Source organism: Micromonospora sp. NPDC051925 (assembly GCF_044548625.1).
Classification (GTDB): Bacteria; Actinomycetota; Actinomycetes; order Mycobacteriales; family Micromonosporaceae; genus Micromonospora.
The window spans coordinates 41,448-60,807 of record NZ_JBIUCH010000024.1; the positions used below are offsets into that span (position 1 = coordinate 41,448).

The 19,360-nt window shown below is 69.5% G+C and carries 13 protein-coding genes and 3 pseudogenes; 8 read left to right on the forward strand and 8 right to left on the reverse strand.

Annotated elements, in window-relative coordinates; genetic code table 11:
- Positions 1 to 21: 21 nt before the first annotated feature.
- The gene (locus ACIG87_RS27460; RefSeq protein WP_396854375.1) at positions 22 to 2,859 is read right to left on the reverse strand and encodes a PQQ-dependent sugar dehydrogenase; all 2,838 of its coding nucleotides are present in this window, start codon (positions 2,857 to 2,859) and stop codon (positions 22 to 24) included.
- Positions 2,860 to 3,752: 893 nt separating this feature from the next.
- On the opposite strand from ACIG87_RS27460, the pseudogene ACIG87_RS27465 reads away from it, so the two are divergent.
- Together ACIG87_RS27465 and ACIG87_RS27470 are read left to right on the forward strand one after the other, a co-directional pair.
- Positions 3,753 to 3,848, forward strand: a pseudogene (locus ACIG87_RS27465) (IS5/IS1182 family transposase); the annotation flags it as partial.
- A 419-nt stretch (positions 3,849 to 4,267) separates the two neighbouring features.
- A complete protein-coding gene (locus ACIG87_RS27470) occupies positions 4,268 to 7,126 on the forward strand; it encodes a hypothetical protein (RefSeq protein ID WP_396854377.1) in 2,859 nt (952 codons plus the stop codon).
- Between the two features lie 97 nt (positions 7,127 to 7,223).
- On the opposite strand, the gene ACIG87_RS27475 is transcribed toward ACIG87_RS27470, so the two are convergent.
- Both ACIG87_RS27475 and ACIG87_RS27480 read right to left on the reverse strand, forming a co-directional pair.
- Positions 7,224 to 8,972, reverse strand: coding sequence for a helicase-associated domain-containing protein (locus ACIG87_RS27475; protein ID WP_396854378.1), 1,749 nt, complete (start codon positions 8,970 to 8,972; stop codon positions 7,224 to 7,226).
- 279 nt (positions 8,973 to 9,251) lie between these two features.
- Positions 9,252 to 10,769, reverse strand: coding sequence for a cellulase family glycosylhydrolase (locus tag ACIG87_RS27480; protein ID WP_396854379.1), 1,518 nt, complete (start codon positions 10,767 to 10,769; stop codon positions 9,252 to 9,254).
- Between the two features lie 323 nt (positions 10,770 to 11,092).
- Here ACIG87_RS27480 and ACIG87_RS27485 point away from each other — a divergent pair, with 323 nt between their 5' ends.
- The gene (locus tag ACIG87_RS27485; RefSeq protein WP_396854381.1) at positions 11,093 to 11,254 is read left to right on the forward strand and encodes a hypothetical protein; all 162 of its coding nucleotides are present in this window, start codon (positions 11,093 to 11,095) and stop codon (positions 11,252 to 11,254) included.
- A 367-nt stretch (positions 11,255 to 11,621) separates the two neighbouring features.
- Here ACIG87_RS27485 and ACIG87_RS27490 read toward each other — a convergent pair whose 3' ends face one another.
- Genes ACIG87_RS27490 through ACIG87_RS27500 form a run of 3 tightly spaced genes read right to left on the reverse strand, consistent with a single transcriptional unit; the run spans position 11,622 to position 14,535 of the window.
- Entirely contained in the window at positions 11,622 to 12,428 is an 807-nt protein-coding gene (locus ACIG87_RS27490) for an alpha/beta fold hydrolase (protein ID WP_396854382.1), read from the reverse strand.
- A gap of 21 nt (positions 12,429 to 12,449) precedes the next feature.
- Complete coding sequence (locus ACIG87_RS27495; protein ID WP_396854384.1) at positions 12,450 to 13,898, reverse strand: NAD(P)/FAD-dependent oxidoreductase; 1,449 nt, start codon at positions 13,896 to 13,898, stop codon at positions 12,450 to 12,452.
- A gap of 4 nt (positions 13,899 to 13,902) precedes the next feature.
- Positions 13,903 to 14,535, reverse strand: a complete 633-nt coding sequence (locus ACIG87_RS27500; RefSeq protein WP_396854385.1) for an FAD-dependent oxidoreductase — start codon at positions 14,533 to 14,535, stop codon at positions 13,903 to 13,905.
- Between the two features lie 31 nt (positions 14,536 to 14,566).
- On the opposite strand from ACIG87_RS27500, the pseudogene ACIG87_RS27505 reads away from it, so the two are divergent.
- The 4 genes and pseudogenes from ACIG87_RS27505 to ACIG87_RS27520 form a co-directional block, all read left to right on the forward strand.
- A pseudogene (locus tag ACIG87_RS27505) lies at positions 14,567 to 14,866 on the forward strand (thioesterase II family protein); the annotation flags it as partial.
- Between the two features lie 20 nt (positions 14,867 to 14,886).
- Positions 14,887 to 15,222 carry a thioesterase II family protein gene (locus ACIG87_RS27510; protein ID WP_396854411.1) on the forward strand — a complete coding sequence of 112 codons (336 nt, stop codon included), beginning with the start codon at positions 14,887 to 14,889 and terminating at the stop codon, positions 15,220 to 15,222.
- Complete coding sequence (locus ACIG87_RS27515) at positions 15,219 to 15,866, forward strand: O-methyltransferase (protein WP_396854387.1); 648 nt, start codon at positions 15,219 to 15,221, stop codon at positions 15,864 to 15,866. The genes ACIG87_RS27510 and ACIG87_RS27515 overlap by 4 nt, the downstream gene beginning before the upstream one ends.
- Before the next feature lie 149 nt (positions 15,867 to 16,015).
- Complete coding sequence (locus tag ACIG87_RS27520) at positions 16,016 to 16,273, forward strand: FAD-dependent oxidoreductase (RefSeq protein WP_396854409.1); 258 nt, start codon at positions 16,016 to 16,018, stop codon at positions 16,271 to 16,273.
- Here ACIG87_RS27520 and ACIG87_RS27525 read toward each other — a convergent pair.
- A pseudogene (locus ACIG87_RS27525) lies at positions 16,255 to 17,058 on the reverse strand (cytochrome P450); the annotation flags it as partial. The gene ACIG87_RS27520 and the pseudogene ACIG87_RS27525 overlap by 19 nt on opposite strands.
- A 99-nt stretch (positions 17,059 to 17,157) precedes the next feature.
- Here ACIG87_RS27525 and ACIG87_RS27530 point away from each other — a divergent pair.
- Entirely contained in the window at positions 17,158 to 18,297 is a 1,140-nt protein-coding gene (locus ACIG87_RS27530) for a cytochrome P450 (protein ID WP_396854388.1), read from the forward strand.
- 133 nt (positions 18,298 to 18,430) lie between these two features.
- Here ACIG87_RS27530 and ACIG87_RS27535 read toward each other — a convergent pair whose 3' ends face one another.
- Positions 18,431 to 19,087 carry a DUF4291 domain-containing protein gene (locus ACIG87_RS27535; protein ID WP_396854390.1) on the reverse strand — a complete coding sequence of 219 codons (657 nt, stop codon included), beginning with the start codon at positions 19,085 to 19,087 and terminating at the stop codon, positions 18,431 to 18,433.
- Positions 19,088 to 19,360: the final 273 nt, after the last annotated feature.

Genomic DNA, 19,360 nt, shown 5'->3' on the forward strand with positions numbered 1-19,360 from the left:
GCGGGTGCCCCGGCACGCGGGTTACGGCAGGGTCCACTTCTGGTTGGTGGCGGCGAGGCAGGTCCACAGGTGGACGGCTTGGCCGTCGGTGGCGCTGTTGTTCGACACGTCCAGGCACTTGCCCGACTGCGGGTTGCGTAGCGTGCCGTCGGCCTGTGCCGACCAGTTCTGTGCGCCGCTGCCGTTGCATGTCCAGAGCTGGATCTTCGTACCGTCGGCGGAACCCCCACCGGAGATGTCCAGGCATTTGCCCAGCGCCTTCACCGTGCTGTTCGGGGTGACCGACCAGGTTTGTGCGGCGGTGCCGTTGCAGGTGTAGATCTGGATCTGGGTGCCGTCGGCGGTCGCCGCGTTGCGCACGTCCAGGCACTTGCCGCCGAGCCCGACGATCGGCCCGGTGCCCGGGGTGGCGCTGGTGACGAACGTGAACGTGTCGAGGTCGAACAGCGCCCCGGTGCCCCCGGCGAAGGTGAGGTAGAGCGTGCCGGTGCTGGCCGGCGCGCCGGAGATGGTGCCGGTGACGGTGGTGAAGGTCTCCCAGCCGCCGGTGACCGGGACGGTCGCCTGGCCCAGCACGGTGCCGGTGGGCGAACCCATCCGCACCTGGAGGGTGCCGCCGACGCCGTTGGAGGAGACCCGGGCGCTGAACGAGGTGGCCCTGTCGAGGCGGTACGGCTCGAACGCGATCCAGTCGCCGTTGTCGATGCTGCCGACGGTCCGGCCGCCCTCGGCCGTGGCCTTGTCGTAGAGGGTCACCCCCGAGGAGGTCTTGAGGTGCTCGGCTTGGCGCTTGCGCGGCTGGAGGGTGTGCTGCTGGTGGGTGGTCAGCCCACCGGCGTCGGTGTACTCGGCGTCGAAGATCGCGAAGATGTTCGCCGCGTCGTCGTGCTCGCCGTCGACCGGGATGGTGATCGAGCCGGAGCAGCCGTCCTTCGAGGTGATCTGGTGGCCGTGCTGGTCGTGGCCGAGCACGTAGGTCATCTTGACCCTGGCGCAGTCGATGGTGCCGTCCTCGGGGTCGGTGACGGTGATGCTGAACGGCACCGTGTCGCCGTAGGAGAAGAGCGAGCCGTTCGCCGGGCCGGTGATGGTGACGGTCGGGGCGGTGTTGCCGACGCCGATCTGCACGCCGGCGGTACCGGTCGCGCCCTGCGGGTCACGGACGGTCAGGGTGACGTTGTAGGTGCCGTTGGCGGTGAACGTCTTGCTGGGGTTGGCCGCCGTGGAGGTGGTGCCGTCACCGAACGCCCACGAGTAGGTGAGCGCCCCGCCCTCCGGGTCCGACGACCCGGCCGACGAGAAGTTCACCGTCAGCGGGGCAGCCCCGGAGGTCTTGTCGGCGGCGGCGGCGGCGGTCGGCGCGCGGTTGCCACCGGCGACGTAGTCGTACCGGTACAGCGCCGAGTTGGCGTCACCGTTGAAGTAGCCGGTGCCGTAGTCGAGTACGTACAGCGCGCCGTCCGGGCCGAATGCGGAGTCCATCACCTGCTTGCCGTTCCAGGGGAACGACGCGTCGATGGCGCCCCGGGAGCCGTCGGCGTTCACGTGGATGGGCTTGATCCAGCCCCGGCCCAGCTCGGCGGCGAAGAACTGGCCGTCGAAGGACTGCGGGAACTTCGTGGTGGACGGGTTCGACGCGCTGTAGCGGTAGACCGGACCGGCCATCGGCGACTCGGAGCCGCCACCGAACTCCGGCGGGCTGCCGGCGTCACCGGCGTACCGGATCCAGGCCGGTTGCGCTCCGGGCAGGGTGGGCAGGCCGGTGTTGCGGAACGAGTTGTTGGTCGGCCCACCGGTGCAGTTGTACTTGGCGCCTGCGGTGCCGGCGGCGAAGTCCCACTCCGCGTACGTCTCGGTGGCGGTGTTGGTGCCGGTGCAGTACGGCCAGCCGTAGTTGCCCGGCCCGGTCACCCGGTTGAACTCGACCTGCCCACTGGGGCCGCGCGTGCTGGTGGTACCGGCGTCCGGGCCGTAGTCGCCGACGTAGACGACCCCGGTGGCCCTGTCCACGCTCATCCGGAACGGGTTACGGAACCCCATCGCGTAGATCTCCGGACGGGTCCGCGCGGTGCCCGGGGCGAACATGTTCCCGGCCGGGACGGAGTAACTCCCGTCCGCGTTCACCTTGATCCGCAGGATCTTGCCGCGCAGGTCGTTGCTGTTGGCCGCGCTGCGCTGCGCGTCGTACGCGGGGTTGCGGTTGGTCCGCTCGTCGATCGGCGCGTACCCGGCGGAGTCGAACGGGTTGCTGTCGTCGCCGGTCGACAGGTACAGGTTCCCGGCCGCGTCGAAGTCGATGTCCCCGCCGACGTGGCAGCAGATGCCCCGGTCGGCTGGCACGTCCAGGATGTTGACCTGGCTGGACGTGTTCAGCGTCCAGTTGGCGTTGAGGGTGAACCGGGACAGCCGGTTGACGCCCTGCCAGGCGGAGAAGTCGGTGCCGGTGGCCGGGGCGTCCCCGGCGGGGGTGGACAGCGGCGGGGCGTAGTACAGGTAGACATGCCGGTTGGTGGTGAAGTTCGGGTCCACCCCGACGCCCTGGAGGCCCTCCTCGTCGTGGGTGTAGACGGGGATCGTGCCGACCACGGTGGTGGTGCCGGCCGCGTCGGTTCGACGCAGCGTGCCGTTACGGGCGGTGTGCAACACCGACCGGTCGGGCAGCACCGCGATGGTCATCGGCTCGCCGACCTCGGCTTCCCCCTTGGCCAGGGTGACCTGCTGGAAGTCGGTGGGGTTGATGGTGTGGGCCTGGGCGGGGGTCGGGCTGCCGAGGGCGACCAGCCCGGCGGCGGCGACCAGTAGTAGTGCGGAGCTGACCGACGCCGTTCGCCGGCCGAACGCGCCATCGTGTGAGGACACTGGCTGTCCGTCCCTTCCTGACGTTCGAATGCCAGGGCGGGCGCGCGCCGTCGCGCCGGATGCCGTAGCGGGGGAGGGGGTCGATGGATCACCGCGCCGCCGGTTCACCTCGCCGAAACACTTTCGTGATGGCGAAGACATTAAGCTGTTTCGATCCCCTTGTCCACACCTTCTGTTGAACCACGGCGGACTTTCGCTCGAACCACAGAAAGTCTCCGCCGTTGCGGCGCGGGGCCGCGACAACGGGGACGTGCTGCAGCAGTCGAAGACGTGGCCCGCGACGAGGTGGTCGGGGTCCTTGTCGGGGTTGCTATGGTCGCTGGTGGTGCGCGGGTGTCGCCGGTGCCGGCTGGGGTGGGGTTTTGGTGCACCCGGCAACCGGGAATGCCGGTCGATCATCCGCCCGTCCGCCGCGAAGTACGTACACGCGCGACCGGCCACGGCCGTTCATGAGGGGAGCGAGGTCGGAATCGACTGGCCCGACAGGCGGGGCCTCCATGACCACCATGAACCGTGTCGGCCACCCTCGCCGACGCGTCCGTTCGTGGCTGCGCTGCCCCGTGCCGGTCCACGAAGTGCCGTACACGGGCCAGGGCTCCGCCCGTCTCCAACACGTCGTCACAGCGACTCATGACATCCGTGCCGGCCGTACGCTCGGGCTTCTCGATCTTGCTGAGCAGGTCCGGGCTCACGTACACCAGCGCTGCGAGCCGGGCCAGCGACGACCCGCGATGCTGCCGCCAACAGCACGGCCACAGTTTCTTCATTGGGTCTTTTCCATGCTGACGTTGCAGCTCGGAGGGGGTGTGGTGGGCCCGGCGATCGATGAGGGTGAGGCTCCAGGTGAGACAGCAGTCGACCAAGATCCGATGCCCTGACCGGGAGCCTCGTCTGTGCTGTCTTACCCCTCCACGATCCCGCTGTCCAGCCACACCCTGAACCACCTCGCCGACCGCACCCGAGCGCACCGCAGCCGGCATCGATCCCGGTAGCGACGCCTCGCCCCTGGGTGACAGGCGCTACGCGAACGTCTTGATCATCGCCTGCAACACGTCCGGCGACGCGCCTGCGATCTGCTCGCGCAGCAGGTCAACAGGGTTTACACTCTCTGATACGGCCATCGCGTTCTCTCTTCCTTCTCTGACTTGGTCGTCTTGAAGGATCGACGCGATGGCCGTCTCTCATTTACCCAAAACGCCCATAACGGGCAAGTCGTACATCACTCCCGTGGACGCAACCCGGGGTTCGGGGTGTCGAGGGCCGTCGCGTACCGGTACGTCGCCGAGGCGGTGCGCGTTCTGGCGGCGCAGACACCCACGAAAACCGCCCCTACGGATGGCGCTCCCCTCGCTACGATGACGCCCTCGGCGTCGATTGAGACGCCGCCATGGGGGAGGAAAACGTCCACATGAGATGCCTCAGAGCGGTCATCCCGATGACGATTCTCGCCGTCGTGGCGGCCATGCTGACGACCAGCTCTCCGGCCTCGGCCGCTGAATCGTTCGATGTGCCCCTGAAGAGTTGGGCCTATCTCGACTCGCAGAAACCGGACGACAAGGTCGTCGATGCGGCGGTGGCGCCACCGGTGGGCGCTTCCCGCGACGAGGCCGACCGGACGCACATCTACCGCTCCTACTTCACCTACGACCTGACCATGTTGAAGGGTACGGTCGTCCACAGTTCATACCTGTCGACAACCGAGAAGACGGTCGTCGACTGCTCCGCCCCGGCAACCATCGAGGTGTGGCGGACCCGCCCGGTCAAGGACAGCACCACCTGGCTGCGCCCGCCGGCCGAGATCGAGAAGTTGTTGACCACCAAGCGGGGTGCCGGCGCTGCCTACTGCCCGGGCTACCTGGGCTTCGACATGGTGGCCACGCTCAACGCGGCGTTGAGCCGGGGTGAGAAGAGCATCACCCTGGAGTTCCGGATCACCGCCGATCAGGAAGCCGTCGGGTGGACCGGTCGCACCTTCGAGAAGCCGGTACTCAGTGCGACCGTGAACCATCCGCCCGCGGTCACGAACCTCCAACTGAAGTACCCGGACCGGCCGTGCGGCACGCCGGCCAAGCCGTCACCGGCGGCGCGAAACACGGTGTTCGCAGCCACCGCCAGTGATGCGGACGAGGGCGACCACCCGACCGTGCTGTACGCGATCTGGCCGGTCGACCATCCCGACCAGCGTCGTGAATTCCATGACTACTATGGCACCGACCTGAGCCAGTACGCCGACGGCACGGTCCTCGCCTGGCAGGCACAGGCCAGCGACTACTACGACCAGGGTCCGTGGAGCAAGACCTGCTACCTCGTCATGGACCGGACCGCACCGGCGAATCCGCCGAAGGTGTCGTCGCGGACCTATCCCGAGGGCGACTCCCCGGGTGGTGGCACCGGCATCGAGGGAACGTTTCGCTTCGACGGGGCTGGCGACCGCGACGTGGTCGCGTTCGCCTGGCGTGACTCCATGGGGTATTCCGGGCAGATTCCGGCCAGGCACCCGGGCGGCAGAGCGATCCTGAAGTACACCCCGAAGCTGCGGTTCGTCACCGACCTCTATGTCGCGTCCGTCGACGCGGCGGGTAATCGCGGGCCCGAGAAGAACTACCAGTTCCGGGTCGCCGAGACGGCACCGCACGCCGATGTCGTCGTGAAGGGCGTCGGCCTGCCGAGCACGATCACGTTCATCGCATCGAAGCCCGAGACCACCGCGTTCGGGTACCAACTCGAGGATGGCGCGGAGGTCCGCCTCCCGGCGGTCGACGGCAGGGCCACCGGTCCCATCACGTTCACCGCCACCGGCCAGATCGAGGTTGCTGTCCGGAGCTACACCAAGAACAAGGTGATCGGGCAGGAAACCCTCCAGGTCTGGGTCACCGACGCCCCCGGCGTCGAGTCGGCGGAGTTCAACCTGGACACCGAACAGGTCGCGGGTAAGGTCGGCTCGTTCCGGTTCACCCCGCACAGCAACGATGTCGTCGCCTACGAGTACAACCTCGACGACGAGTGGAGGACCATTCCGGCGGCGGACGACGACACCGCCGTACTGCCGTGGACGGCGACGCCGGGCTGGCATTCGATGGTCGTCCGGTCGGTGAGGTCGGACGGTTCCACGTCGATGGAAGCGGACTATCAGTTCAACATCATCGACACGCGCCCGACCGCCTACGCCAACGAGTTGGACTACTGGCCGCGCCGGGACGGAGTCGGCGTGCCGCTGAGCGTCGAGTTGCAGAGCCAACTGCCGAACCTGACCGGATTCGTCTACCGGTTCGACGGCGGCGCCGAGCAGACCGTGTCCACCGGGGGCAATTCGTATGCTCTCATCGTGGTCACGCCGACGCACGCCGGCGACAACGCCGTGGTCGTTCAGGCGCTGTTGTCGGACGGTACGCGTTCTCCCGCCACCACCTACACGTTCGGCATCTGGTCCGGCCCCGTGGTCACGCAGACGCCGGAGGGCGACGGCACCGTCGGTCGGACCGTGACGTTCACCTTCCATCCGGGCCTGCCGGATGTCGCCTCCTACCGCTACTCGCTCAATGGTGCCGACGAGGAGACCATCCAGGCCGGTCCCGACGGCACCGCGACGGTCACGTACACGCCGGGTTCGTGGGGTTACCACGAGGTGCGGGTCACCAGCGTCGGTGCGGACGGCACCGAATCGGACCTGCGGATCGCGCCGTTCAGCGTCCGGGACAACAGGGTCGCCGTGTACAGCACCTACGACTGGTCACGTGTGGGGATCGGCTGGACCGGATACTTCTACATCAGCACCCAACTGTTCGGCGAGGTGACCGAGTACCACTACCGCGTCAACGACGGCCCGGAGCAGATTCTGCCGGCGAGCGCCGACGGCACGTCGACGCGGGTCGCGGTGCCGTTCGAACGCAACGGCACGAACACGCTGCACGTGCAGAGCCTGACGGCGGGCGGCGAACTCTCGCCCGTGACGGACTACGACTTCACGGTCGGCAATGCGCCCTACGTCGTGAGCGCTCAGTATCCGGGCGGCACCTGGTCGGGCGGTGCCGGTGTTCCCGGCACCTTCGAGTTCAGCGGCGGTACTGCGGGAATCGTGTCCTTCTCCTGGCAGATCGACGACGGCCCGTCGACGGACGTGCCGGTTGACAGCCAAGGAAAGGCGTCGATCACTTACACGCCGGCGCAGAACTTCGAGACGCACACCCTGTCTGTGACCGGCCACAAGGCGGACGGCACGGACACCGATACCACCAGCTACTCCATCTACGTCTCCAACGGCACCTGACGACCGCGAGGCGGCACGGCTGGCCCGCCGGTGTCACAGGACGTCTCATTCACGTACTGTGCGGGACGCGTCAGCCGTCTCGCCACGCTCCAGCCCGTCAGGCGCGGTGCCGGCGGGTCTTCTCGATGACGTCGCGGCCGTCGGCGTTCTGCTGGCGGGGCGCGTAGCCTGCTTTGCGCAGGGCGGTCATGGTGTCGGCTGTGGTGGCGTGGCTGGCCAGTACGGTCGGGGCGAGCAGACGCAGGTTGAGTTGGTCCAGCCGTTTGTCGGCGCAGATCTGCGCCAGCAGCGCGGTGTCGTCGCTGACCAGGGTGCTGGCCACGGGCGTGACCCGGACCGACCCGTGCCGGCGGGCGACGTCGGCCAGCAGGTAGACCAGTGGTTGCGGCAGTCCGCCTTCGGCGATCTTCGCCAGCGACTTCGTCAGGCGGTGCTCGGTCCAGCCTGCGTCGTACGCGCCGCGGACCGTCGCGGCGCTGAAGCGCCAGGTGGTGGCGGTGCCGCGGGACTCGACGACGGCGGTCGCACCGAGGAGTTCAGCGAGCTCCGGGCTCGGTGTTCCCGCCACGACCGCGGTGAGGTCGGCCTGCAGTCTGGCGGTACGGGTGACCTCACCCAGGTCGCCGACTGCCTTGGCGATGTCCGTGTCGGCCAGCAGCGCCTGTCCGGCGGGGCTGATCGCGCCCGCGCCGAGGATCCCCAGGGTTGCCGCCTCGTCCAGCAGGCCGCGCACGGTCGTGGTGCCGCCGAAGGTCAGCGGCTGCCGCCACCACATCCACTGTGCCGCCTGCTCGATATCCGTCGTCGTCCGGTCACCCAACGCCCGCAGTGCGGCCATCCGGGCTTGCGCAGACCAGCTTTGGCGGTGCTCCGGAACCCACGGCCCAGTCTGCGACGACGGCAGATAGTCCAGCTCGCGCCATGCCTTCAGCACCACCGCGAGCCGCCGGTCCAGACCGAGCTTGAGCCAGCGGTCGTACGCGGCCGTCGGGATCACGCGTTCGTCGAGGTCGGCCAGCCTGGCCTCGTGGGCGACCGCCAGTAGCAACCGTACGGTCGGAACCGTCACGCCCAGGGCCTTCGCCGTCCGGGTCAGCTCGCGCACGCCCACGCCGCCGGCCTTGACCGTGGCCAGCGGCTCACGTCCAGCCCCGTCCAGCAGCGCCGACAACAGCCCGACCACGGCGATGCCCTGGGCCTGGGCGTCGCGGCGCACCGCCTGGGGATCCGGCGTATGCCAGACCACCGACGGTTCCTTCGGCTGGAACGGCGCACGGTAGTCCGCTCCTCGCACCGCGAGCGCGACCTGACCCGCCAGCTGATAGTCCTCCCAGGTCACGCGGTAGACCAGCCCGTGCTCCTCGGCCCAGTCCAGCGGATGCGCCTGCCGGTAGCGGTTCGTGTACCGGCTCCGGTGGGCGATGCTGCTGCCGCCGTAGCGGCGGATCTGCCCACCGTCGCGGTCAGCCTCCTCCAACACCGTCCGCGTCGCGGCCGGCATCCGCCTGACCAGAGCGTGCACGTTGGCCGTGTCGAGGAAGAACTCCGCCACCGCCTCCAGCAGGTCCACCTTGCGGCCCTTGGCGGGCAGCCCCAGGTTTCGTGCCACGACCTTCAGATCATCGACGTTCAACATGGCGGCGAGCTGACCAGCGGCCGGGCCGACACCCAGCGGTCGGGCGAAGACCTCTCGCAGTACGCCGTGCACCGTGAGCCGGCCCCGCAGCCGCGCGACGACCCCCGCATCGGCGGCACGCTGAAGGTACGGCGTCGCGTCGGTGCCGACCAACGCCGACACCTCCGCCTCGGTGACCGAGCCACCAAGCGCAAGAGCTGCCTCCAACACCTGAAGGGTCGGTAGGTCAAGGCCAGCAAGCTGATCAAATGGACTCACGGCTGCTCCCAGGACACACGGCGATGTCCTGGATCCAACCGCACGGACCCGTTCCGCGTGACGCGACCCGCCAGTCGTCAGAATCTGAGTCCGGCGACTTGGCCGCCGTCGGCGGCCCTCGAACGCCCGTGGATCCTCCGAGGGGGCGCGAGCGGCCGCTCCGAGCCTCGGCACCGTGACCGCGTGCGGGCCGGGTGTCCGTGACGCCCGGCCCGCACGGTCACGGCCTGCTCAGCTCGCCGCGCAGGACAACGACGGTACGCCGTTGGTGCCGCCCGACGAGGCCAGGAAGCCGAAGGTCGTGCTACCGCCGGCACTGATCGCACCGTTGTAGCTGACGTTGCGGGCGGTGACCGTGGAGCCGCTGGCGGTCACCGTCGCGCTCCATGCCTGCGTCACCTGTTGCCCGTTCGTGAACGTCCAGGTCACCGTCCAGCCGCTGATCGCGGAGCCACCGGCGGTCACCCGTACCTCAGCCTGGAAGCCGCCCTGCCACTGACCGGTCACCGTGTACGACGCCGAACAGGACCGCCCGCTCGTCGGCGGCGGGGTCGTCGGCGGCGTGGTGGTCGGCGGCGTGGTGGTCGGCGGCGTGGTGGTCGGCGGTGTCGTCGGGGTGGTGCTGCCGACGCCGCTCATGATGGCGTCGATGATGCTCTGCTGGGTGACCGTGGCGCTGCTGCGGTTGAACAGTCCGAACCCGTACGCCCCGTTGTAGCCGTTGTCCCAGTAGGCGGTGGCCGCCCCGTACTTCTTGGCGGTGGACACCAGGGTGCGCGCGTAGTCCGCCCGGTACCTGTTGTTCGTCGAGTCGGCCGAGGTCTTGTCGACCGATCCGTATTCACCGACGAACACCGGGTATCCCCGCGAGACGAAGGTGTCGCGCACCTTCTTCAGTTGTCCGTCCATGAAGTCCTGCTGTCCCCAGGTCGATTTCCGGGCCGGATTGGTGGCGGCCGGCCCCCACTGCGTGATGGTGCCGTTCTCCTCGCCGGCGAAGTCCCAGGGGTCGTAGTAGTGCACGGAGATCATGAGCCGCTGCTCGTTGGCCGGAATGGACGACGACCGGTACTGGTCCGTCGGCAGCACGAAGCCGTAGTTGCCCACGGTGTAGTCGATGTTGGTGTTCCAGCCGGGGATGAGCAGCCAGCGCGAGGTGTTGTTGCCACCGGTCCGGCGGACCGTGTCCACGAAGATCTGGTTGTAGGCGTTGATGTTCGAGTAGCACGGCTGGGTGGGATTGCCGTACTGTCCGTCGAACTCCTCGTTCATGGATTCGAGGATCAGGCGCTCGCTGTAGCTCTGGAACCTGGTCGCGATCTGCTGCCAGACCTTCTGGTACTTGTCTCTGATGGTCGTCTGATTCGACGAGTCGCAGATCAACCACGAGCCGGTGACGGTCTTGTAGCCGTCGCCGTGCATGTTGATCAGCACGTACAGGCCGCGACCGTAGGCGTAGTCGACGATTTCCTGGATCCGGTTCAGCCAGGCGGAGTTGATCGTGTAGTTCGGGGCGGCCCCGATGGTTCCCAGGTAGGAGACCGGGATGCGGATCGTCTTGAATCCCGCCGCCTTCACCCGGTCGATGAAGGCCTGCGTCACGACCGGGTTCCCCCAGGCCGTCTCGCTGGGGATCCCGTTGGCGTTGGCCTCCAGGGCGTTCCCCAGGTTCCAGCCTGCCCCCATGTTGGCGACGAGTTGGGTGGCGTTCAGTTGGGCCATGCTGTCGGCCGATGCGGAACTGGTCATCACGGCTGTGGATCCGGCCAGCGCCAGTACGCCGGATAGCAAGGCGAACTGAACCTTTCTCAGTGTGGATTTCACAAGCATCTCCCGTCTCCGAGCCAACCGTCACGCGGGGTTGTCGAAGCGATTCGACGATATTCGATTGCCCGCACGGGCAGTCGATGGGCCGTCAAAGAATAGATGCCTATGCATGAATGGAGCAAGGTCGCCGGCAGCACTCTCCGCCGGGGAAATGCCGGTTATGCACCATAGGTCGACTTCGCCGATAGCTGGCTCTGGCACACGTTCTGCGTCGTGCCCGCCGTCAGTTCGGGTTGGGTGCCGGGGTGGAGATCATCGACGGTGACGCCTTCTCCATCGGCGGCTTCCGACCGGCCCACACGCGCCGCGCCCGCAACGTGCGCAGCGGCAACACCAAGGTCGCCCTGCCCATCGACGACGCCGGCTTCAAGCAACGCGTCGTCGAACATGGCAACGGGGGAACATGAGCGGCTTCTCCGTAGACCCGGCTGGTTTGGACGGGCTGTACGACGTGCTGCACCGGGCGTCGGGCGATGTCGATGACATTCTCGGCCACGTCGAGCGGCACTGTGACCTCAGCTTCGGTGAGCGGGGCGCGATGTGGACCGCGCTCAGCACCGGCCGTCCTGACCTGTGGCCCACCGCTCCCCGGCCTGCCTTCGCGGACGTGGCGGAGCCGACCAGCAAACCATCGGCAACGCGCTGTTCGACGTCGGCCGTAACCTGGTCACGGCCGCTGGGGACGTGCCGGAGGTGCGGCGCGGCAACGCCGCCGAGGCCGAGCAGGAGTTCCAACTCAAGCGCGGTGACGCCGCCGAGGCCAACAAAGCACTGTCAGGACAGGAACTCGGCCAGCAGGGTGTTCACCTCGGTCGGCTTCTCCAGCAGCGCGGCATGACCGCAGATCTTGATCTCGCGGTACTGCGCGCCCGGAACGATGCCGGCCAGTTCCCGGGCCATCGGGTACGGCGACATGATGTCGTGTTCCATCCCGACCACCAGGGTCGGCACGGTGATCGCGGCGATCCGCGCGGGATCCGGGTCGTACGAGGCGGACGCCTCGGCATGCCTCAGCGCACCGTGCCCACCGGACTCGGCCAGCCCGCGCAGCCCCTCCAGATACGGCTGGATGAACGCGTCGCGGTTCAGCGCGCGCGGGCCGAACAGATACATGGCCCGGTAGATGCCCTCCATCACCGGCGGCATCACCACACCGGCGCGCAGCCGCTCCAGGGCGTCCTCCCGGATGGCCCGGTGCAGGGCGCTGGGCTTCCACGGCACGCCGACCAGCGCCGACCTGGTGAGCAACTCGGGCCGCTCCACCGCCAGCTCCAGGATGATCGTCGCGCCCAGCGAGTACCCGACGATCGCGCACGGCCCGACGTCGAGTTGCTCGATGAGCGCGGCGACGTCCTCGGCCAAGCCCTCCATCGAGTACGGGGGCGGGGTCTCCTCCGAGGGCGGCACGCCGCGGTGGTCGAAGGTGATGACCCGGTAGCCGCGTTGGGTCAGGAACGGCACCTGCATCTGGTGGAACAGTGCGGCCTGGTGCTGGCCGGGGACGAGCACGACGGGACTGCCGTCGGCATTCCCGAAGATCTCATAGTTGAGGGTCACGCCGGTCTTCAGGGATATCAGCACACCTGTGACGCTATCGACCGGTCAGCTCCCGGCAGCGTTCGTTGACAGGTCCGGAAAGGATTTGACCGGACCACCGGGGGAGGCCGCCGCCATCGCCTCGAACGCCGTCCGGTCCGGACCCTCCGGCTCGGGGTGGGGCACGCCGTACTCCTTCAGGTGCGCCAGGATCCGCCGGGCCACCGTACGGTCGCTCATCAGCTCCTGCGGCGTCATCAGCATGTGGTAGAGGCGCATGGAGGCGCGCCGGATGTCCGGATCCTCGTCCCGTAGCACCGCCATGGCCCGGACGAACTGGTTCGGCAGGTCGTCCGGCCGGGCCGTACGCTCGCCCCGCAGGCCGGCCGCCAGCTGGGCGAACCGCGCCAGATCGGTCGCCCGCTGGATCGCGAACCACCGGCCCGGATGGTCGGCCGTCCACGTCTCGAAGTCGACGACCGTGCCGAGCGAGTTCGTTCCGAGGCGTTCGACGACGTCCGCCAGCCGTTGGGCGTGGGTCAGCCCCAGCGACGTACCCCGGCCGAAGGTGGGGTTGGTCTGCATCGCCGCGTCACCGAGCAGCACGAGCCCGGCGACCACCGGCCGCCCGTTCCCGTCGACGAGTCGCCGCCACCGGTTCTCGATCCGCCCCATCGGATTCGGGTCGTCCACCGGCTCGCCGCGGTCGATCCACGGCGCGGTGCCGGGGACGGATCGCAGGAACCGGGTGAAGACCCGCGGATCGCGGAGCCGGTGCCGCAGCGGGTCGGACACCCCGACCGTCGCCGACAGTTGGAACGTGCCGTTGTCGCCCGGAAACACGATCGCCGACGCGTAGTCCAGCTCTGACACCAGCGGGACCGCCGTGGTCGGAAAGGCCGCGCCGGGCCGCAGCCGGTAGTGCCGGGTCAGGTAGAAGAAGCCGCACGGCTGCACCTGGTCCGGCGGTATGGCGAGACCGGCGCCGGCCAGGAGGCGGGCGGTGGGCGACCGCCGTCCGCCGGCGTCGACCACCAGGTCCGCGTCGATCTCGTCGCCCGCCACCGTGCGTACCCCGACCACCCGCGGTACGCCGTCCAACTCGCCGTGCAGGCACAGCCCGGACACCCGGACACCGCTGTGGATCGCCACCGCTGGCTCGGCCTCGGCGGCGCGGCGCAGCACGCCCTCGTAGACCAGCCGCCGGGAGAGCACGGCGGCGTCCGGCCCATCCTCGTCCAACGGCTCCAGCAGCGCGCCACGCCGGCCCAGGGCATCGAGCACGTCCGGCGCCTCCTCGCGAAGAACCCGGGTCGAGAGCGCGAGGAAGGTGTGGCCCTGACGAGCGTGCGGTACGCCCGGCCGCTGCCAGGACCACACGTCGGCGTCGGGGGCGGCGCCGGCCGGCGGCGGCTCGTCCGCGTCGAGGACGGTCACCCGGTGACCGCGTCGGGCGGCGAACAGCGCCGCCGCCGACCCGGTCAGCCCGGCGCCGATCACCAGGAGGTCGGCCATGCGATCATTCGGCCGGGACGGGTGCGCGGTGGTCCCCGTCGACCCGGTACCCGTACACCGATTCGGCGTTCTTCAGGCTCAGCTTGAGGAAGAACGGCAGCATCAGGTCGCGGAGGGCCCGCGCCACCGGTCCGTTCGGGGTCATCTGCCCGCCGGTCTTGCGGGCCTGCAGCACGAGCCCTTCCACGCGGGGCCGCCGACGCTGCTCGAACGCCGCGAACGCGCCGCGCACGTTGCCGGTGTCCCGCAGGCACCGGGCGAGCATGGCGGCGTCTTCCAGCGCCAGCGCGGCACCCTGCCCCATGTGTGGCGAGATGGCGTGCGCGGCGTCCCCGGCCAGGCACACGTCGCCGCGGTGCCAGGCGGGCAGGAACGGCAGGTGGTAGAGGGGCCACCGGCCGATCGGACCGACGCGCCGATGATGTCGCCGAAGCTCGCCGTTCGGCTCGCCGACGCCGGAGATCCGGGCGAAGCCGCCGGAGCCGATGCCCCGGGTGTAGGACGGCGCGGGAGCGTCCGGGAAGACCGCCGTCCGGGTGGCGGAGTTGATGCCGTCGACGCCGATCAGGAAGGCGCCCTGCGCGCTGCTGCCGTCCTCGAAGTGCGCGACGACCTCGCCCGGGGTGCTGTTGTGCACCCCGACCAGGCGCTTGCCGAACCGGACCGGAATGCCTTCCCGTTCGGCGGCCCGGCGCAGCCCGCCGGAGAACAGGCCCGTCGTGGTGCAGTACCCCGGCCGGGAGGACCGGATGGCGGAGCCCTACGTGGACGCCATGCCCGCGCTGGCCGACGCCATCGCCGACGCCTTGGCCTGCGTGGTGCGCCGCCCGTTCACGCTGTTCGGGCACAGCATGGGCGCGTCGGTGGCCTTCGAGGTCGCGGATCGGCTCCGCTACCGCTGCGGCCTGGTCCCAGAGGCCCTGGTGGCGTCCGGCCGGCCCGGGCCGGCCGGCAGAAGCCGGGGGAGAAGCACCTCGACGACGACGCGTTGTGGAACGAGGTTCACCGGCTCGGCGGCACCGCCGCTCCCCTGGCGGGCAGCGACGAGCTGCGCGAGCTGTTGCTGCCGAGGCTGCGCGCGGACTACCGCCTCATCGAACGCTACCGGCCGGACACCGGGTTGCGGCTGCCGTGTCCGATCGAGGCGTGGTACGGCGACCAGGACCCCGAGGTAAGCCCGGACGACGCGCTCGCCTGGGGCGACGCCACCAGCGCCGGCTTCCACCATGTCGTCTTCTCCGGACACCACTTCTATCTCCGGGACCGCTGCGCGCAGGTGGCCGCGCGGTTGGCCGCGGTCGCGCGCGGAAGGGTGAACACGTGATCGTCCGACCGAAGGTCGAGCAGTACGCCGAACGGCACTCCAGCCCGGAACCACCGTGGCTCGCCGAGTTGGCCGCCGAGACCAGGGCCGCGACCGTCGAGCCGAGGATGATGGTCGGCCCGCTGGAGGGTGCCCTGCTGGCCGCGATCGTGTACATGGTGCGGCCGAGGACGGTTCTGGAGATCGGCACGTTCACCGGGTACTCCGCCCTCTGCATGGCCTCGGCGCTACCGCCGGGTGGCCGCATCATCTCCTGCGAACTCGACGACGGGCACGCCGACATCGCCGAACGGCACATCGCGAAGTCGCCGTGGGCGGACGCGATCGAGGTACGCCGAGGCCCCGCCCTGGAGACGCTGCGCGGGCTGCCCGGCCCGTTCGACCTGGTGTTCATCGACGCGGACAAGACCGGTTACGGCGGGTACCTCGACGCGGTGCTGCCGAAGCTGGACCCGCGCGGCGTCGTCGCGGTGGACAACGTGCTGCAGTTCGGTGGTGTGGTCAACGAACACGACACCTCGCCGGACGCGGTCGCCCTTCGCGCGTTCAACGAGCGGGTCCGGAACGATCCGCGGGTGGAGCAGGTGGTGCTCACCGTCCGCGAGGGTCTGACCCTGATCCGCCACGCCGCCGGGGCCGCCTGACGAGAGCCGCGCCCCGCACCGCAGGTGTGCGACAGCCGGGAGCATCGGGTGTAGAACCGATCACGGGCCGCGACCGTCGCGGTCCGGTCCGGTGTGGAAGGGAAGGTGCGCTGGTGGCTGCTGCGCAGGTCGTCGTCATCGGAGCCGGGGTGAGCGGGCTGACCACTGCCGTCTGCCTCGCGGAGGGCGGGGCACAGGTCGAGGTGTGGAGCCGGGACGAGCCCAGCCGGACCACCTCGGTGGTCGCCGGGGCGTTGTGGGGACCGTCGTTCCTGGCACCCCCGGACCGGACGCTGGTGTGGAGCGAGGTGTCCCTGCGCCGTTTCCAGGCGCTGGCCGAGGACCCCTCGACGGGCGTCGGGATCAGGCCGGGGTCGGCGCGCAGCCGCGCGTACTCGGCAGGATGATCGATCAGCGCCGCTCCGGCGGTGGCCAGCAGGTTCGTCGTGGTCTCGAAGCCGGCAAAGAACAGGAACACCACGTTGTCCACGATCTCCTCGGCCGACACCGGCTGCTCGGCGTCCCGGCCGATCTCGATGAGCCGGGTGAGCAGGTCCTCCCGCGGCGCCCGGCGACGCTGCTCCATCAGGTCTGCGATGTACCCGCGCAGCCACGCGACCGCGCCGTGGGTCGCCGCGCGCTCCTCGGCCGCCACGTGCAGCGCGAAGCCCTTCGCGAGGTCGATCGCCCGCGGACGTATCAGGTTCCGGTCCACCGCCGGGATGCCCACGAGTTCGCACACCACCGCGACCGGCAGCGGAAACGCCAACCCGTCGACCAGTTCCAGCGTCCCGGTCTCCAGCGCCGGCCGCAGCAGCGCGTCGACCTGCTCGGCGATGAACTCGGTCAGTCTCCGGATCAGCCTGGGGCTGAATGCCTGGGCCATCGCCCCCCGCAGAGCGGTGTGCACGGGCGGATCACGGTCGAGCATGATCCGCGCGAAGAACGAGGTGGCTGGCCCGTCGCCCACCGAGAACTCGTGGTACTCCGGCGGGTACTCGTGGCTGAGCCGGTGGTCGCGCAGCAGCGGGACGACGTCGCGGTGGCGGGAGACCACCCACTGGCCGGGCCCGCCCCGGCACAGCCCGCCCGCCTCTCGGAGGGTGCGGTAGATCGGGTACGGGTCGGCCAGCACGGCGGGTGCCCGCGAGTCGAACCTGAGCGGCAGGGTGGGGGTCGGATCCGGTGCCATGGAACCAGTTCACCGCCCGGCGGGCGGTGACCGGCCCGCTCTGTCCGACCTCTTTCCGTGCCCACCCGCGCGCGGCAGCCGGTTGCCACAGTGAGATCCGTGACGATACGCGCTGACGCGCCGAGGTTCGACCTGGCCGACACGGAGTTCCTGCGTGACCCGTACCCGACCTACCGCCGGTTCCGGGCGGAGCCGGGCCTGGTGCGCGGTGGGCCGGGACAGTGGGTGGTGAGCCGGCACGCGGAGGTCTTCGAACTGCTCCGCGACCCGCGCCTGGGCCGTGAGTTCCCCGCGCAGTACCAGCAACTGTCCGTCGGTCCGGGCCCGGCGGCGGATTTCCTCCAGCGCATCGTCATCGACCGGGATCCCGACGAGCACACCCGGATCCGCCGGCTGCTCACCCGGGCGATGAAGGCCGACGTGGTCCGCCGGATTCCCGCCTCGGTCTCCGCCGCCGTGGACCGGCTGACCGAACGGATCCGCGACGAGGAGCGGTTCGACGGTTTCGCCGACCTGGCCCAGCCGCTGCCGGTGGCGGTCATGAGCGACCTTTTCGCCCTGCCGGCCGAGGTCCGGGACCGGGTGGAACGGTGGTCCGTGGCGCTGGCCAAGGCGTTCGCGGTCTTCCTCCCCGACGAGGATCGCCGCGCGGCACACCGGGCGGTGGCCGAGCTGCGCGACTACTTCGCCGCCCTGGCCAGCGAGCGGCGGCGCAAGCCCGGTGACGACCTGTTGTCCTGCATGATCACCGCGTCGAACGGCGACCTGCGGCTGTCGGCCGAGGAGATCGTCGACAACGCGCTGTTCGTCTACTACGCCGGGTACGAGACGACAACGAACTTGATCGCGACCGGCTGCGCTGCCCTGGCCCGACATCCGGACCAGTTCCGCCGGCTGCTGGAACCGCTGGAGGTGGCGGGGCGGAAGATCCGTCCGGGCCGGGTTCTGGTCCTGGTGCTCGCTTCGGCGAACTACGACGAGGAGCGCTATCCCGACCCGGACACCTTTGACGTGGGCCGCCGACCCAACCCCCAGCTCAGCTTCGGCGGCGGCGTACACCACTGCCTGGGCGCGGCGCTGGCCCGCAGCGAGGCGGGGGCGGCGTTCGGCCGGCTGGTGGAGATGATCTCCGATCTCCGGCTCGATGGCGACCTGGTGTGGAACCCCGCCGGTGGCGGGTTCCGCTATCCGTACTGCGCCTACGAGTCGGTGCCGCTGCGGGTGGAGTTCGCCGGCTGAGGTGGGACGCCCCGTCCTGCTCAGCGCGCCGGTGGAGGTTCTTCTCCAACGAGTCGCCCATCGGACGAACCCTTATGGGTGAACCCCCGAACATCAGGCGGAGATCGTCCGGTACGTCCGCACCGTCGAGCCGCTACTCCGAATGACTGCTACTGCCTGTGCTGTCACTCGGGTCCTCGGCGGAGGTGATGTCGGGGCTGGCGTTGAGGTGGGCGGCGATCTGCTCTGGGAGCGGATAGACGTGCTCGACGGGCAGTTGCGCTGCGGCTGCCTGGTCGTCGCCCCGGCGCAGCAGCTTCCGGACTCGTTCGACGGTGGGGGTGATGTCCGCGACGGCGACGATCCAGTCGTCGACGTACCGGTCGACAGCCTCGCCGGACAGGCCGACCTGCAGCGACCGGTACGACAACGTGTTCAGGCGCAGTGAGCGCTCGGGATCCCACTGCACCCGGACCGGGCTGGACCTCACCTGCCGTGACCAGTTCGCCCGGTCGCCGTGCAGGTCACGGTCGTAGTGACTCAGGCAGGCTCGTGCCAGCGCCCACTCGAACCCCTCCCGCGTGATGTCGATGGACAGCACGCGCTCCTGTCCGGGCTTGGTTGCCCAGCCGCAGCGGTACATCATCCACAGGAAGGACGGCTTGATCCACGTCATCCGGTCCCGCTTGAAGGGAGCCACGAAACGGCCGGCGGACACCGCCGGCAGCGCGATCTGCGGCGGATACGCCTGGTACACGGTGATGGTCGCAGTCGAGTAGCGAGCACGGATCTGGCGTACGGGAACCGACACCCGCCGATCCTCAACGATCATGACCCGACCGGTCAATCCGGATTCCGCCCCAACGCCATCGCCAAGCCGATCAGCGCCGTAATCTGGAGAACCACGCCGAAGGTCAGCGACCACGGCGATGGTGGCATCCGCGACACTCGGAGATGGCCGCTGGATCGCGGCGGCTACCGTAGCGCCAGACATCCCATGGAAGAGGTGCGATGCCTGCTGCCCCGGAGGATGCCCACGTCCTACCGTTTCGGAACGTGTCAAGGGGTTGGGGCCCGCATACCT